Source organism: Kineococcus siccus (genome assembly GCF_009906795.1).
Taxonomy (GTDB): domain Bacteria; phylum Actinomycetota; class Actinomycetes; order Actinomycetales; family Kineococcaceae; genus Kineococcus; species Kineococcus siccus.
Genome location: NZ_JAAALN010000001.1, coordinates 67,991 through 84,478 on the forward strand (window position 1 = coordinate 67,991; position 16,488 = coordinate 84,478).

Annotated in this window: 8 protein-coding genes; 5 read left to right on the forward strand and 3 right to left on the reverse strand. The window is 69.7% G+C overall.

Annotated features, from left to right (window positions below; all coding sequences use genetic code 11):
- Window positions 1–110 precede the first annotated feature (110 nt).
- Window positions 111–2,195: a DNA recombination protein RmuC gene (locus GTR02_RS22275; RefSeq protein WP_205708355.1), complete on the forward strand. Its 2,085-nt coding sequence runs from the start codon at window positions 111–113 to the stop codon at window positions 2,193–2,195.
- Window positions 2,196–2,288: 93 nt separating this feature from the next.
- Here GTR02_RS22275 and GTR02_RS24075 read toward each other — a convergent pair whose 3' ends face one another.
- Window positions 2,289–3,131 (reverse strand): GIY-YIG nuclease family protein, encoded by an 843-nt coding sequence (locus tag GTR02_RS24075; protein ID WP_166605464.1) that lies wholly within the window; start codon window positions 3,129–3,131, stop codon window positions 2,289–2,291.
- Between the two features lie 385 nt (window positions 3,132–3,516).
- Between GTR02_RS24075 and GTR02_RS00280 the strand changes: the two genes are divergently transcribed.
- The 4 genes from GTR02_RS00280 (at window position 3,517) to GTR02_RS00295 (ending at window position 14,807) form a co-directional block, all read left to right on the forward strand.
- Window positions 3,517–7,947: an AAA domain-containing protein gene (locus GTR02_RS00280; protein ID WP_166605465.1), complete on the forward strand. Its 4,431-nt coding sequence runs from the start codon at window positions 3,517–3,519 to the stop codon at window positions 7,945–7,947.
- A 256-nt stretch (window positions 7,948–8,203) separates the two neighbouring features.
- Window positions 8,204–9,931, forward strand: coding sequence for a sigma-70 family RNA polymerase sigma factor (locus GTR02_RS00285; RefSeq protein WP_166605466.1), 1,728 nt, complete (start codon window positions 8,204–8,206; stop codon window positions 9,929–9,931).
- Window positions 9,928–12,987 (forward strand): helicase-related protein, encoded by a 3,060-nt coding sequence (locus tag GTR02_RS00290; RefSeq protein ID WP_166605467.1) that lies wholly within the window; start codon window positions 9,928–9,930, stop codon window positions 12,985–12,987. The genes GTR02_RS00285 and GTR02_RS00290 overlap by 4 nt, the downstream gene beginning before the upstream one ends.
- Window positions 12,988–13,073: 86 nt before the next feature.
- Complete coding sequence (locus GTR02_RS00295; RefSeq protein ID WP_166605468.1) at window positions 13,074–14,807, forward strand: DUF1998 domain-containing protein; 1,734 nt, start codon at window positions 13,074–13,076, stop codon at window positions 14,805–14,807.
- 92 nt (window positions 14,808–14,899) lie between these two features.
- On the opposite strand, the gene GTR02_RS00300 is transcribed toward GTR02_RS00295, so the two are convergent.
- Together GTR02_RS00300 and GTR02_RS00305 are read right to left on the reverse strand one after the other, a co-directional pair.
- A complete protein-coding gene (locus GTR02_RS00300; protein WP_166605469.1) occupies window positions 14,900–15,280 on the reverse strand; it encodes a very short patch repair endonuclease in 381 nt (126 codons plus the stop codon).
- A gap of 160 nt (window positions 15,281–15,440) precedes the next feature.
- Entirely contained in the window at window positions 15,441–16,292 is an 852-nt protein-coding gene (locus GTR02_RS00305) for a hypothetical protein (protein ID WP_166605470.1), read from the reverse strand.
- Window positions 16,293–16,488: the final 196 nt, after the last annotated feature.

Consider the following 16,488-nt stretch of genomic DNA (forward strand, 5'->3'; position numbering starts at 1 on the left):
ACGCTGACCTCAACCGCACGGCAGCAAGACCCGATGGAACCCGGGCGTGATCTGCCGCGCTCGGCGGCCACTCCTCGCGACGATCGCCGCACTCACTCCTGGAGCAAGCAATGCTGATCCTGCTCGTCGTCCTCCTCGTCGTCTGCCTGGTGGCAGTGATTCTCTCCGCCCTCGCGTGGCGCGCGGCGGCCTCGCGGTCGGGTGGTGCCGACAGCGACGGCACGGTCCTCAACGGTCTCGCCGGCGTCCGTCAGACGGTGGACACGATCGTGCGCTCGCTGGGCGAGGAGCACGACCGGCTCCGCACGGCTCACAGCGGGTCGATCGGCGAGATCCGTGCCGAGCTGCGCGGAGCGAGCGAGGAGGACAGGCAGGTCCTGACGGGTCTTCGTCAAGACGTCCAGGTGTCCTTCACCGGCTTTCAGGACCTCGTTCTGCGGTCCACGGGGGAGATGGCCCGCGCCGCGGAAGCCCACCAGCTGTCGAGCCAGCGGCACGCGCAGGAAGCAGCGGAGCGGCTCGCCTCTGCCCAGGCGACCGCGCTCTCGGTCGTTCGTGACGCGCTGGTCAAGGAGCTCTCCGACCTGACGACGACGTCAGCCGCCTTGCGGGGCGAACTCACTGCCAGCGCTCAGCACGCGCGGCAGGAGCAGGCGCAGCAGTTCGTCGACTTCCGCGACCAGATCCAGTCGTCCTTGACGCACTTCCACGACGAACTGGTCGCGGTGTCGGGTCACCTGCGGCGGGACGCTGCCGACCAGCAGGAGCGCGCCGAGCGCTCCTCGCGCGAGTCCGCGTCGGCCTTGGCGGAGGCTCAGCGATCGGCGTCGACGGAGCTGCAGGGCGCGGTGTCGACTCGCCTGGCCGAGCTCGTGCAGCAGAACGACACTGCACGTGCCGAGCTCGCCGTGGCCCAGAAGGCGGCGCGGGACGAGCAGGCGTCAGCCCTCGCCGCGCTGCGTGCCGGCCAGGACGAGCGGCTCGCGGCCCTCACGTCCGTCTTGTCCGCGGACCAGGAGGTCGCACGCCGAGAGCTCAAGGAGAGCATCGCCACGCTCTCGAGCGCCAACGAGGCCAAGCTGGAGCAGATGCGCTCGACGGTCCAGGAGAAGCTGGACGCCACCCTGGGGGAGCGCCTGGACTCGAGCTTCAAGCTGGTCACCGGTCAGCTGGAGAGCGTCCACAAGGGGCTCGGCGAGATGCAGAACCTCGCGCAGGGTGTCGGCTCGCTGCAGCGCACCCTGACCAACGTCAAGACGCGAGGCGCTTGGGCCGAGCTGCAGCTGGAGGTGCTGCTCGTCGACCTCCTGACCACCGAGCAGTTCGAGCGCCAGCACCGGATCAATCCCGAGTCGAGTGAGCTCGTCGATTTCGCGGTGCGCCTGCCGGGCGGCCAGGACGGTGTTCCGGTGTGGTTGGGCATCGACTCGAAGTTCCCGATGGACGTCTACGAAAGGTTCCAGGCGGCCTGGGAGGGCAGTGACCCCGTCGCCCTGAAGGTCGCCACTAAGGCCCTCGTGGACCGCGTCAAGGCCGAGGCGTCGTCGATCTCGAGCAAGTACGTCAACCCGCCTCACACCACGGACTTCGCCGTCATGTACCTGCCGACCGAAGGTCTCTTCGCCGAGGTCGTGCGCCAGCCGGGACTGGTGCACGACCTGCGCACGCAGCACCGCATCGTGGTCGCCGGCCCGACGACGTTGACCGCTCTGCTGGGGTCGCTGTCGATGGGCTTCCGCACGCTGGCCATCCAGCAGCGCTCGGGCGAGGTCTGGAAGGTCCTCGGCCAGGTGAAGGCGGAGTTCGAGAAGTCGGGGCTGGTCTGGGAGAAGCTGGTCAAGCAGCTGGACACGGCCAGCAGGACGGCGAGCTCGGCAGGAACGCGCCACCGTTCCATCGAGCGGCGGCTCCGGGACGTGCAGACGCTGCCGCTCGACGGCGCCGTCATCCCCGCCCAGATCGGGCACGACCTGGACAAGGAGCTTGCGGCCGCCCAGGACTGGGAGGAGCTCGACGAGCTCGTGGAGGCTTCCGGGTTGGACGACGGCGTTCAGGACGAGCGTTCCGCCGGGGACATCCGTTCGTGGGCGCGCGCCAACGGCTACGTGGTGGGCGAGCGCGGACGCCTCAGTGACGGCATCCGGGCGGCGTACGAGGAGGCGCAGTTCCGCGACGAGGTCCTCGCGGACGACTGACGAGCCAACGAAGGAGTGGCGAATGCCGCCCGTTCGAGAGTGCAACGTCTCAGGTGCGTCGAGAGATTCATGCGGGTGATGAGCGGTGCGTCGCTAGCTCGTAGTCGCCGGGGTCTGTGCCAGGAGGTGCTGGCGCAGCGTGGCCAGCCGCACGTCACCGGTGGGCGTGGTGATCGCCCAGAAGTCCCAGCCGTTGACGCTGCCGTGCGTGATCGAGGCGGCTGCCGTGCTCAGTGAGGCGTGCGCGACCTGCCCCACCTGCACCCGGCCGTCCGCGAGGACGATGGCCCTTGCTGGCCAGACGCCGTTCGTGCTGTGCAACTGTGTGCCGGCAGACAGCAGGCCCTTGGCGAGGAGGTCGGAGATCTTGACCGCCTTGAGTCCTTGCTTGCTCGCAACGACGCCGCCCGTGACGTTGGCACCGGCGGGAGCTTCGACGGGGCTGGACGAGTCGTATCCGAGAAGTCGCAAGACTCGAGCGAGCGGGGCGATGGTGCTCTCGAGCATGAGGAGCTCGTGAGGCGGCAAGGTCTCGTCCTTCGGCCGGTTGCCGTTGTGTAGCGTTGCTGTGGCGGCGGCATCGAGCAGGTCGTACACCCGTCCTTCCAGCCAACCGATCTGTGCACTGTTGAAGCCGAAGGTGGTGTCGCGCTGCACGAGGACGGCACGTTGCCAGTCGTCCTTCGTCTTCAGGTGCGCGGGCAGCCGCTTGCGCAGTCCGACGGCTTGACCGACGTAGGCGCCCCAGCTGTCGTCCGCGCCGTGGCGGTCGAGCAGCACGTACACCCCGGCGGCGTCCCACGAGGCGTCGAGAGCACCTGTGCCAGCCCGCTCGACGATGGCTATGCGCAAGGCAGCGCCCGCTTCGTACAGCTCGATCGGGGCACTGGCGGAGTCCGGGAGGAGGACCGTCACGGGGCGTGCGTCATAGGCCACTCGATGAAGACTAGTGGTCGAGGGCAACAAGGATGAGTGATCCACGTCGACACCTCCTCCTCCTTGAGGACGAGTCGGAACGGCGGTCGGTGGGCGATGACGTGTCTCGAGGACTGGGAGTGGCGTGACACCGACACCACCTAGCCGTCCGGAGGTCGGGGTGTCGTGCAGCCGTCAGGCCAGCGAAGCGTGGGAATCGGTACGGAGGAGTCGGTCGCACCGAGAAGTGCCCTCGTGTCGGTGTCCTCGGGCACACTCGTAGCCCTACGTAAGGGGATGTGTCATGGCGGTGGACGAGGGCGCGACGCGAAGCCGCGCCATGGTGGGCCAAGTCAGCCGGCTGGTCGACTTTCTGCGGCAGCTGGCGCGGGCTGGCGCGGCGCCAGTGAAGGACCTCACGGACTACGAGTCGTCGCCCCTCTGGCTGTCCGACCTGCCCGCGGACCTCTCCGTCGACGTGACCGCTGCGCCGGGAGAGGGCATCGCGACCTTCGCCCCGACCACATCCGCGCCGCCTCCCTCGCTGCCGGACGTCCTGGTCGGGTGGGTCCCCGCCGACCGCCTGTCCGACTCCGACGCCGGGGTCCCCCCGCTGCTCGAGGCCGGGGTGACGCTCGCCCCGGAGGACGGCGACGCGCCGCCGAGCGACCGCGACGTCCGGACCGCCTACGACCGGTGGAGCGCCGAGTGGGTCGCCTGGGCGGAGCGGGACCGTGCGACCAAGCCCGCGCGCACCTGGTACGAGCAGCTCAGCACGGCCTTCCGCACGCTGTCCCAGCAGGACGACCAGGTCGAGCTCGTCCTGGTCACCGGCCTGCTCACGTGGCGCGCGCCGTCGGGCGCGGTGGTCCGCAACCACCTGCTGAGCCAGCGCCTGACCCTGCAGGTCGACGAGTTCACGGGTGCCTTGCGCGTCACGGTCGCCGAGCCCGGTGGCCGGCGCCTGCACGACCGGGACCTGCTCGACGGCGAGGACGGTTTCGACGCGGCGCGCGCCGAGCCCGCCCGCACCGCCGTCCGCACCAGCGAGGAGGGGCCGCTGGATGACGGCACCCACGAGCTCCTCGAGCAGTGGCGCGTTCTCGCGCTGCCGGGGTGCCGCGCTTACGACAAGAACTGGCTGCCGAACCTCAAGCCCGACGACGCCCCGTCGCTCGGCTTCGCGCCGGCGATCGTTCTGCGGCCTCGGGGCCGGGCGAGCCTGCTGGCCTACTACGACCAGATGAGCGAGGCGCTGAGCGGACCCGACGCGGAGGCTCCGCTCGGGCTGGCGCAGCTGCTCACCGCCCTGGAGCCGGAGGAGCGCCTGGCCTGGCTGGACGCCGAGGGCGGTCCGGTCTCCGCGCTGGCCGAGGAGCCGCTGTTCCCGCTGCCCGCCAACGACGAGCAGCGCGCCATCGTGCAGCGGCTGAGCCACGACACGGGAGTGGTCGTCCAGGGCCCGCCGGGAACCGGCAAGACCCACACCATCGCCAACCTCGTGTCGAGCCTCGTGGCGCAGGGGCAACGCGTCCTCGTCACCAGCCAGAAGGCGCAGGCGCTGAGCGTCCTGCGCGAGAAGCTGCCGGCGGACGTCCGCGAGCTGTGCGTCTCGATGACCGACCAGGGCCGCGGTGGGTCCGCGGAGCTGTCCCGCAGCGTCAACGCTCTCGTCGACCGGCACGGGCGCTACGACGCCGACCGGTACGCGATGCGGATAGCGGACCTCGTCGGTCAGCGGGAGGGCGCGCGCTCCCGGCAGACGTCGATCACCGAGCAGATCCGGGCACTGCGCGAGGCGGAGACCTACCGGTACTCCGAGGACCAGGTCGCGCCCGGCTACCTGGGCACGCTCGGGTCGATCGCCCGGACCCTGCGGGAGCGCGCCGACCGCCACGGCTGGATGCCGACCCCGCTGCCGGACGACGCCCCGCACCGCCTGCCGGTGTCGGGCGAGTCCCTCGGGGAACTGCTGCGCCTGCTCGCCGCCGCGACGCCCACCCGCCGCGCCCGGCCGTCGCAGGTCATCCCCTCCGCCGCGAAGCTGCTCGACCCCGACGTCGTCGCCGGCCTGGTGGCGACGGAGCGGGCCGCGGTGTCCGCGGCCGCGGAGGTCGACTCCTCCGTCGTGACGGCGCTGGAACCGCTGGACGAGGCGGCGTTCGAGCAGCTGCAGCAGCACGTCGAGACGATCCGGACGTCCCTGGCCGGCCTCCTCAGCGGTGGCGCGTCCGGGGACTGGCGGCAGCGCTGCCTGGACGACGCCCTGACCCACCGCAACAGCGCGCTGTGGGACGGCCTGCGTGAGGTCGCCGGGCACGCCGAGGGGCTGAACCGCGACCTCGCCGGTCTGCAGCTGCGGACCGTCCAGCTCCCCGAGTTCGCCGCCAGCGGCCCGGACAGCAGGTCCGGGCAGCTCGCCGCCGGACGGGCGTTGCGCGCGCACGCTGCCGCGAAGGGCGGCGAGGTGAAGCTGAAGGGGATGTTCCGCTCAGCGGTGGAGAAGCAGGCGGAACTGCTGCTCACCAGCACCGTCGACGACGTCCGGCCGACGAACACCGACCTGCTCGACCTGGTCCTCACCGTGCTCTCCGCCGAGATCGACGCCGACTCGCTGGTCCGGCGGTGGGCGGACGTGGGCCACGACGTCGCCGCGGGGCCGAGCCTGCGCGCCCGGGTGTCCGCGCTTGTGGACGCGCACCGCGCCCTGGAGCGGACTACGGAGGCGCTCGCGGCGATGAGCGCCGCGCGCACCCTGCTGACCGGGGCCGGAGTCACCCTGCCGCTCGAGTCCCACGGGGAGTGGGCGGCGCTGGTGGCGAGCCTGCCCCACGTCGCGACCCAGCTTGAGGCGCGCGCCGCGACCGCCGCCGTCGAGGAGGCGCGGCAGCACCTCGACGCGACCGTGCAGGTCGACCGGGCGGCGCCGGAGTGCCGGAACCTGCTGCGGGCGCTCGCGACGCGGGACGCCGACGGCTACACGGCGGCCTTCGCGGCGCTCGCGGACGCGCGCGTGGACGCCGAGCACCAGCGTCGCGCCGACGAGCTGATCCAGCAGCTGAACGCCGCCCACCCCGGTCTGGCGCAGCTGGTCGACGCCACCCCCGCCGACCCCGCGTGGCGGGACCGCCTCGGCGACCTGGACGACGCGTGGGCCTGGGGGTTGGCGCACACGTTCTTCCTCGCCCAGCGCGCGCCCGGCTTGGAGGCGCGGCTGGACCGCGAGCTCGCGGAGGTGACGGCCACCCTCGGGAACCTCACGGGTGAGCTCGCCGCGACGAAGGCGTGGGACGCGTGCCTGTCCCGGATGACGGCCCAGCAGTCGCAGGCGCTGCGCTCCTACCAGAGCAACACGCAGGCGATGGGCAAGGGGACGGGCCGCTACGCCGCCCGGTACGCGGCCGCGGCTCGGGGCGCGATGGCCGCGTCGCAGGGCGCCGTCCCCGCGTGGATCATGCCGCTGGCCGAGGTCCTCGAGACGGTGCCGCCGACCAAGAACTCCTTCGACGTCGTCATCATCGACGAGGCGAGCCAGGCGAGCATCGAGGCGCTGTTCCTGCTGTGGCTAGCGCCGCGGGTCATCGTCGTGGGCGACGACCGGCAGTGCGCGCCGTCGCAGGTCGCGATGGGGGAGCTGCAGCCCATCTTCGACAAGCTCGACAGCTACCTGCCCGACCTGCCGCAGCACCTGCGGACTGCCTTCACCCCGCGCGACAGCCTCTTCAGCCTGCTGACCACCCGCTTCGGGTCGGTGGTCCGCCTGCGCGAGCACTTCCGGTGCATGCCCGAGATCATCGACTGGTCCTCGCGCCAGTTCTACGCCGACGCCCCCCTCGTCCCGCTGCGGCAGTTCGGCAGCGACAGGCTGCCGCCGCTGCGTCTGCGCCACGTCCTCGGGGCCCCGAGCGAGGGCGAGGGCGCGAAGTTGCGCAACCGCGGGGAGGCGGTGGCCATCGCCGACCAGATCGCCACCTGCCTCGCCGATCCCGCGTACGACGGTAAGACCTTCGGCGTCGTCGTCCTGCAGGGGCAGGCGCAGGCCGACCTCATCGAGGCGGAACTGCGCACCCGGGTGGCGCCTGACGAGTACGAACGCCGGCGGTTGCGCGTCGGGACGCCGCCGGACTTCCAGGGCGACGAGCGGCACGTCGTCATGCTGTCCCTCGTGGTCGGCCCCAACCACGGCACCCGCCCGCTGGTGCTGGAGGAGCAGCGCCGGCGGTTCAACGTCGCCGCGAGCCGGGCGCAGGACCAGATGTGGCTGTTCCACTCGGTCACCGTGGACACCCTGCGCCCCAGCGACCTGCGGCACTCCCTGCTCACCCACCTCACTACCCCGCCGGCCCCGCGCACCGGCGACGACCTGGCCAACGTCACCCCCGACGAGAAGCACGAGGCCTTCGACTCGCTGTTCGAGCAGCGCGTCTACCTCGCGATCCGCGAGCGCGGCTACCTCGTGACCCCGCAGTGGGAGGTCAACGGCCGCCGGATCGACTTGGTCGTCACGGGGGCGCAGGGACGGCTGGCGGTGGAGTGCGACGGGGAGTTCTGGCACTCGACGCCGGAGCAGCGGGCCAGCGACCTCCAGCGGGAGCAGGAGCTGAAGCGTGCGGGGTGGCAGTTCTGGCGAGTGCGCGACAGCGAGTTCTCCTGGGACCCGGACGAGGCGCTGGAGGGGCTCTGGACGACTCTCGACAGGCGGGGGATCCGGCCGGACGAGGGTGTGGCCGTCGAAGGCGAGGCGCATGTCGCGTCGGTCGTTTGGGCCCGGGCGTCTCACATCGTCGCCGACCTCGCCGCGGATGACGGTTGGCGCGTTGTGCGTCGGTCTGAGTGATAACAAGACACATATCCCCGTGGGATGCCACGATGCACAAGGGTGGGGAAAGCGAGCTCGGCAGGTGGGGGCAAGGGGACATGTCGGCGCGCGAACCGCAGCATCTACTGGGTGCGATATTCAGCGGGTGGAGGCGCACGCAGGGTTGCGCATCCCGACTTCTCCCGGGCGGGGTCGTGACCCAGCGCACGGCACCTCCCACGCCAGGGCCAAAGTTGCCAAGGCCCTTGCTGCGCCCAGGACGGCTGTACTCGACGTGATCGAGGATGTGTCCCGGCCTACCGACCGGATCTCGCAGCTCCTGACGGAGATGCAAGCACTGGCGGTCGACGGTCGCTCACCGTCCCTACACAAGGTGCGAGCGTTCTTGAGCGCGCGGGGGGTCTCGCAGCAGGAGCTCGCACAACTGATGGACGCAGCCTCCGGCGGCGCGAACGGTCCAGCTACCGCATCGGGGTCAAGGTTTGATCATCCTGTCCCCATCGATTACCGGGGACAACAGGCAAGGTTGCGCGACCGTCCCGCTGCCAGCGACGGGGCGGGCTCGCATGGTGGCCCACGACTCGGTGAAGGCGAGTTCTCCGCCCCGCACGTCAATGGCAATACGGGCACCCACGACGATCTGGGCACCCATGACGATCCAGGCATCCACCACAGCCTCGACGACTCCGACGATCCATTCGCGGTCCACGACCCGAAGCCGTCCTGGCCGGCTTCCTCGACCGATCCCGCCGCACGTGCCGTCGAGGAACTGGTCCAAGACCTGGTCGACGACTTCGCGCGCGCTGGAAGCCTCACTCAGGCTCAGCTCAGTCTTGCCGTTGGGCGCCGAGGCATGGACTTAGCTTCGGTCGACAGGGTTCTCGTCCGCCTCGAAGAAGCCGGCATCGACATCGACGAGGACGCCCCGAAGCAGGGGTACGACGGCCGCCACGACCTCGACGGTGGGCGTACGAGGCGACAGGTGGGATCGGAGAACTTGGACTCGCTCGGATCCTACTTCCGGCAGGTGAGCAGGTACCCCCTCCTGAGCGTCGCCGACGAGAGGCGCCTCGCGGCGGTGATCGCCATGGGTGAGCAGGCGCAGCAGGGGTTGTCCGATGAGCACCGCTCGCCACAGGAGTACGTGCGCCTGACGAACACAGCACACGCCGGACGGGAAGCGCGACACCAGTTCGCCTGCGCGAACCTGCGGCTCGTCATCAGCATCGCCCGCCTGCCCCGCTACACCTCGAGCGGACTCGACCTGGCCGACCTGATCCAGGAAGGCAACACCGGACTCATCCACGCCGTCACCAAGTTCGACGGAACGTTGGGGTACAAGTTCTCCACCTACGCGACGTGGTGGATCAAGCAAGCCCTTCTGCGGGGGATCGCCGACAAGGGACGCGCGATCCGCATACCCGTCCACATGCACGAACAGCTGGCCCGACTCCGCCACGAACGCCACCGCCTCGAGCAAGTCTTGGACCGCAACCCGACTGTGGAAGAGCTCGCCGAACGCCTGGACAAGGCCCCGGCCCAGGTCGCGGCCATGCTCGACTACCTTTTACCGGTGCTGAGCCTCGATGCCCCTGTCGGAGAAGACGCAGACACAGCCCTCGTCGACCTCCTCGCACAAGAGGAGGACCACGACGGACGCTACGACCCGGTCGAGCTGACGCTCGCCGCGGATCGCCAGTCCCAGGTGCTGGCTGCTCTTCGAAGGACCCTGTCCGACCGCGACTTCAAGATCATGATCCGGCGGTACGGTTTGGATCACGAGGGCGAGAAGACCCTGGACGACATCGGCAAGGAAGTCGGAGTCACCCGGGAGAGGGTCCGTCAGCTCGTCGCCAAGTCCCTGGCTCGGTTGTCGGAGAACCCGCTGCACCACCACCTCTACGAGTACCTCTTCGACGATCTGCGTGACGAGTTCGACATGACGGCACTCTTCGCCGAGCGAAGCGGTAAGACCCGCGCCCAGGAGGGATCTGCGCAATGAGCCAGACGTTGGAGCAAGCCTGCACGACCTTCGTCAGCTGGTTGGACGCGAAGGTCATGAGGGCAGGGCGCGGTGACGACACAGACCGGCTCGGTGTGGCACCTGCCGCCACGTTCTGGCTGGGGCGATTGGCCAGCCAGCAGGAGGTCGCTGCCAATCCCCTCGGCGACCGCGCTGAGCGCCTGGACCCGTGCGCCATCGGCGTCCGCCTGCGCCCGCTCGGACCCGGCCCTTGGCGCCTCGAGGTCACCGCGCGCTGCCGTGCGTGGCTCCTGGAGGACCCCAAGACCACGACGGACCCCGATCGTCCGTGGCGCCGGACCCCGATGGTGGAAGTCACCGTCTCGGTGCTCGTGGAGGCGGATCGCAGTGAGGTGATCGCGGGAACGCGTGAGTTCGAGGCGAAGTTCGCGACCGCAGGAGTCGCAGGGCTCTCGGCCACCGTCCACGTCGACGTCGAGTCCTGGCACGGCGAGCCCGAGCTCGTCGTCCAGCTCGTCAACACCAGCCCCGCCAAGCACATCGGGCTCGCGGACACCCATCTGTACGAGTCAGAGCTCGACGTCAGTGGCCTGCCCATCCGACCCTTCCTCCTGGAATCACTGCCGGACAGCTTCCGCTACGAACGAGCCGTACCCGCCTACGGCGTCAACGTCGGGGTGATCGACCTGGAGGGCGTCCCCGGTGGGTTCCGCACCACCGACACCGTGGTCGTCGAGAGCCGAAGGCCGGTTTTCTGGAACAGTCCACTGGACCCACCGGACCTGAGCTTCGCCACGCTCGCTACCCAGCCGATTTCTTCCCTGACCGCGCTCGTCGACGCCCTGGAGCATTACCACGCCACGCACTGGTCGTCGGAGTACCTCGCCGACCGTGGCCGCCGTGAAGGTTGGGACGAGGCCATGCGGGAGGAGGCCCGTCGGGCCGCAAGATCCGCCGGCGACGAGGTCGCCCGACTGCGACGCGGCCTGCAGCTCCTGGTCGAGGACGAGACGGTACGCCGCGCCTTCTGCCTCATGAACCGCGCCATCGCCCACAGCGCAGCCGGTAAGTACGACGGCTGGCGTCCCTTCCAGCTCGGCTTCCTCCTGGCCACCCTGGCCTTCCTCGTGGACCCCGCGGGGGAGGGCCCGATCGTGGACACGGTGTGGTTCGCCACCGGTGGCGGCAAGACGGAGACCTACCTCGGGCTGCTCGTCACCGCTGCGCTCTACGACCGCTTGACCGGCAAGCACAGTGGCGTCACGGCCTGGTCGCGTTTCCCGCTGCGTCTGCTGTCCCTGCAGCAGACCCAACGCTTCGCCGACGCCCTGGCCGGCGCCGAGCTCGTGCGTCGATCCGAGAAGATCAAGGGGGCACCCATCAGCCTCGGCTTCCTCGTCGGCCGCGGCGGTACCCCCAACAAGGTGGTCAAGACCGCGGAAGGCGACGACCCCGACCCCGACAGCCCCGGCATGCCCGACCGCTACCAGGTCCTCCTCCGTTGTCCATTCTGCCGCAGTGACGACGTCCACATGCGCTTCGACCGGCGACTCTGGCGTCTCGCACACCAGTGCCACAACGAATCCTGCCCCTGGCCGCACGCGTCGTTGCCGATGTACGTCGTGGACCAGGAGGTGCACCGCTACCTCCCCACCGTCGTGCTGGGGACCTTGGACAAGGCGGCGAGCGTGAGTCTGCAGGCCGCGATGCGGGGTCTGGTCGGCCCTCCGGTGGGCATCTGCTCGAACACCGAACACGGGTACACCTATGCTCCGCGCTCGAAGACTCCGGAAGGATGCCTGGTCCCGGACTGCGACGCACCACGCAAGCCGCTGCCCATGCCCAAGGAACGCTACGCCCCCACCCTGCGGCTGCAGGACGAACTGCACCTTCTGCGGGACAGTCTGGGGGCGGTCGACAGCCACTACGAGAGCCTCCTGGACCACCTGCAGGAACAACTCGGCGGCCCGAAATCCAAGATCATCGCCAGTAGCGCCACGCTGACCGGGTACGAGCATCAGGTCGAGGTCCTCTACCGACGTGCAGGTCGGGTCTTCCCCGAGCCCGGTCCCGCGTCGAAGCAGTCCTTCTGGAGCCGGCTCGGCCCGGAGGCCATGCGCCGCTTCGTCGCCGTCGCGCCGCGAGGAGTCACCCTCGACCACGTCAGCGACCGGACCCTCGACGTCCTGCAGACAGCTGTCCGCGAGCTGTACGCACACCCCGACGACGTCTGCACCGAAACCGGCGTCGAGCCCTGCCACGTCGCCGACCTGCTCTCCCTCTACGGCACGGACGTGGTCTACGGCAGTACCCTCTACGACGTCGAAGCCGCGACACGAAGCCTGGCGAGCAACACCCTCAATGAAGGCATCAATGCCGTCCAGCTCACCGGTCAGACCAACTTCGACGAGGTCCGCCAGATCCTCGAACGCCTGGAGCACCCCGAAGCACAGTTCGAGGACCGTATCCACGTCGTGACCGCCAGCAGCATGCTCAGCCACGGTGTGGACATCGAACGCCTGAACACGATGGTCATGCTGGGACTGCCGCTGTCGACGGCGGAGTTCATCCAGACCACGGCACGCGTCGGACGACGTCACCCGGGTCTGGTCTACGTCCTGCACAAGATCGCCCGTGAGCGGGACGCGGCCACGTTCAGACACTTCGAACAGTTCATTACCCACGGCGACCGTTTCGTCGAAGCCATTCCGGTGACGCGGCGTAGCCGCCGTGTCCTCAGGTTGACCCTCCCCGGGATCGTCGAGGCCCGCCGTCTGATGATCATGGAACCCGCTTCGGTGAACAAGCGGCTGACCACCATCAGGGCCGTCAAGGACTACGTTCGAGACGCCGGATTGACCGTCGACCAAGAAGTGGAGGTCATCGCCGACCTCCTGGGTTGCACCGGTCCCGAGGACGAACTCCTGCGCCAGGAGATCAGGGACTGGATCGAGTCGTGGTTCACGAACCTGCAGGATCCGGCGAGCACACGCCAGTGGCCCAACGAGCTCGGCCCCGGCCGGCCCATGTTCAGCCTGCGTGACGTCGAGGTGAGCGTTCCCATCCACGACTGAGCACCACGACCGAGCGCACGATGGGGCGAGGTACACCGATGCACTCAGAAGAGCGCATCCGATGACGAACGAAGGGCGAGACCGACGTGAGCGATCTGGGGTCCCGCAGTGCCAGTCAGGTGCTGCGGACTTTCCTCCCGCAGCAGACCGCCGACCTGGGCGGGGGCATCTACCGCGTCGTGGAGTGGTCCAGCGCCGTTCCTCTGTCTGTCGACGATGCAACCGTACGGCGACGGCTCGAACGGGAGGTCAGGGTCTGGGAGATCGCCGACAAGGACGGAGGGTTCGTCAACGACCTGCGCCGCGGCCGGCGGGTGCAGGTGGTCGCCCTCGACGAGACCCGTGGCGTCGCCGTCGAACGGTACCCTCGCGTCTGGCTCTGCCCGTCCTGCAAGCGAGTGGGCAAGCGGATGGACCGTGCGTGCCGCTGCGGCAACACGCGCTGGGGACAACTGCACTTCCTCGGGTTCCACGAGTGCGGCGCCTGCGTGGAGCCCCGGGTACCTCGCTGCCCCACCCACGACGACGTACAGCTCGTCGGCACCACCAGCACGAAGACGTCGGATCTGCGCTTCCGCTGCCCGCAGTGCCAGCGCGAGCTGCAGAAGGGTCTCGGCTTCCAGTGGTGCCCCGGTTGCCAGAACGGTGGCGTGCACTGGAACGTGCACAAGGCACGCACCGCCTACACACCGCGCGGGGTGGTCATCGTCAACCCCCCGCGCCCGGAGCGACTCCGCGAGCTGCAGGCCGCAGGCGGCTCGGCTCGCGCCCTGAACTGGATTGTGGACGGCCTGGCCAGTGACAGCCCGCTCTCGGCGGACGGCAAGCTCACCCGTGCGCTCTTCGTCGCTCAACTGCTGCGCAACGGAATGGACGAGCAAGCGGCCGCTGCGCTGGCAGACGCAGCCGACCGCCTCGGCCAGCTCGCGCCCGACCCTGGACGGGGGGTGCTGGACGCCCTGCCGCAAAAGCAGCGGGAAGCCGCCGAACAGGACGCCCTGGACATCGCCTTGGCCCTCGCCGAGTCCAGGCAGCCCTCGACGAGCCTGCAGGCGCCACCGGGAAACGAGCTGTTGCACCAGCGTTACTCGGTGAAGTATCCGCATGCGTTGCAACGCGCGGCGCTGGCCGGTATCGACCTCGTCGAGCGTTTCCCGGTGCTCAACGTCATGTACGGCTACACCCGCGGAGGAGGTGAGGCGGGTGAGACACGACTCGTCGCCTTCCGGCACCCCAAGGGTGACGGTTACCGACTGCACGGCGACCTGGCCAAGACCGAGGCCTACCTGATCCGCCTCGATCCGGTTAAAGTGGCCGGGTGGCTCCACCTGCGCGGACATCACATGACGGGATGGTCACCAGGCGACACAGACCCGACCGCGGCACGCCTGGCCATCCTCGCGGCAGCCGAGGTACCTGCCCCTGGTGACCGACCGGGCACTGCCACCCTCGGATCCGACCTCCTCGACCTCGTTCACTCCTACGCGCACCGCTTCATGCGCCAGACCGCGGCGCTGGCCGGTATCGACCGCGATGCCCTGAGTGAGTACCTGGTCCCGCTGCACCTCGGTTTCTTCGTCTACGCCGTTCCTCGGGGTGAATTCGTGCTCGGCGGCATGCAAGCCGTCTTCGAAACCGACCTCGATACACTCCTGACCGCCGTGGTCGACGCCGAGCGCCGCTGTCCGCTCGACCCCGGTTGCTCCAGGGGGTCGGGTGCGTGTCCGGCCTGTCTGCACGTGGGCGAGCCGTCCTGCCGCGCCTACAACACCCACCTCGAACGAGCAGCGCTCTTCGGGCGGACCGGGCTGCTCGGTTGACGCCGACTGCCACGCCACCCGCAGTGGCGATGATGATCTCGCCGCGCCGGCACGAGCCTCGTGAACCAGCACCGCGTCAGCGCCGAGTGTTGTCAGTCCACGGGTCGGGAGGCGATGACCTGCTGGACCCGGTCGGCAGCGGTGGTGGCGTTCTCGTGCTCCCAGATGCGTACCACTGCCCAACCGGCGGTGAGCAGGCGCTCGTCGGTGTCACGGTCACGGGCGACGTTGCCGTCGAGCTTGTCCTTCCACCAGTCACCGTTGTTGCGCGGGGCGCTGCCGTGGATCGGGCAGCGGTGCCAGAAACAGCCGTCGACGTAGACGGCGACTCGGCGGCGGGGGAAGAGGAGGTCGGCGCGTCGGCGCAGGCCCGGTAGGGGAGCGCGGTCGACGAAGAAGCGCAGACCCTGCCGGTGCAGCTCACGGCGCAGGGCGAGTTCGGGGGCGGTGTCACGGCGGGCCTGGGCGCGCATCCTGGCTCGGGTGACCGCGTCCTTCGGCGCTGGTGCCCCGCCCGTACGGGCCTCACGCGTACGCCCGGTACTGCTCCCCGCCCCGATCGGTGCGGACGTGCCCGGTGTGAGCTCGGGCGGGTCGGGTGAGGACGGTGGCGGGGTGCTGGGTTCGGGCAGGTCAGACCTGCCCGAAGGAGGAGTCGTACAGGTGCCCGGCCCGAACGACCATGCGGTCGTAGTGGAAGTCGTCGGTGGGCGCCGGTGCGGGGGCGCCGGTGACGATGGTGACGGGGGTGCCGTCGTTGCGTAGGTCGACCACGACCACCCCGAGGGCGTCGAAGCCGTGCTGACCGGAGTGCGGGCCGGAGCGGCGGGCGATCTCGTGCATCTTCGCCACGGTGCGGACGGTGTCGTTGGGCTGGTTGTGCACGGTCACGACCGGGTCGACGGTGGTCTGCTTGCCGGGGCTGAGGAAGGTCTCGGCGAGGTTGACCATGACGAACCCGACGGCCAGGGCGTTGGCGTTGTCGCCGTGGACGGTGGCGTGGCTGGAAGTCAGCTCGTCGTACAGACGCGGCAGGGCCTTGATGTGGGCGGTCATGCAGGCCTTGGCTTCCAGCGCGACCAGGACGGTGGACCCGGACGGTCCCTGCGGGGCGGTGGGCAGGTCGGCCAGGATCGCCTGATCAGTGGCGTCCAGGTTTAAGTGGTAGCGGACCGCGAGGTCGGCCAGGTCGAAGGCCTGCAGCTGTTCGTCGTGGGCGCCGGCGGTGCGGGCCACGACCAGGTCCAGGTCCTTCTTGCGCCCGGAGGTCCAGTCGTTGATGCGGCGGTTGATGCCGAAGGCGACCTTGCCCTCGGCGACGTGGCGTTGCATGAGGGAGGAGGTCTGCAGCAGGTCGAACAGCACCGCCCAGCAGGCCACCTTGGAGTGGTGGTCGCTGCGAGAGTGGTACTGCCACCCATGCCCACGAGCGTCGGTGACGTTGGCGGCGGACAGGGTGCGGGCGATGATCGCTGGACCCCTCACGCTGCTCGACCCTTCGAGCGGCCGACGGCCGAGGCGGTGCGACCCTGCCGTTGACGACCGACGCCCGCGGCCGGCTCCTGGGACTCCGTGCCCGTGTGACGGTCGATGGACCCCGCGGGGTCAAGCTCTCGCGGGTCCTGACCGCGAAGATCCTCAGCTTGCAGGTCGACGGTGCCGCCTTCGACCAGCTCCATGG

Coding starts and splice junctions, on each gene's coding strand:
- GTR02_RS22275 (WP_205708355.1), top strand. CDS start 111: ATGCTGATCCTGCTCGTCGTCCTCCTCGTCGTCTGCCTGGTGGCAGTG.
- GTR02_RS00300 (WP_166605469.1), bottom strand. CDS start 15,280: ATGCGCGCCCAGGCCCGCCGTGACACCGCCCCCGAACTCGCCCTGCGC.
- GTR02_RS00290 (WP_166605467.1), top strand. CDS start 9,928: ATGAGCCAGACGTTGGAGCAAGCCTGCACGACCTTCGTCAGCTGGTTG.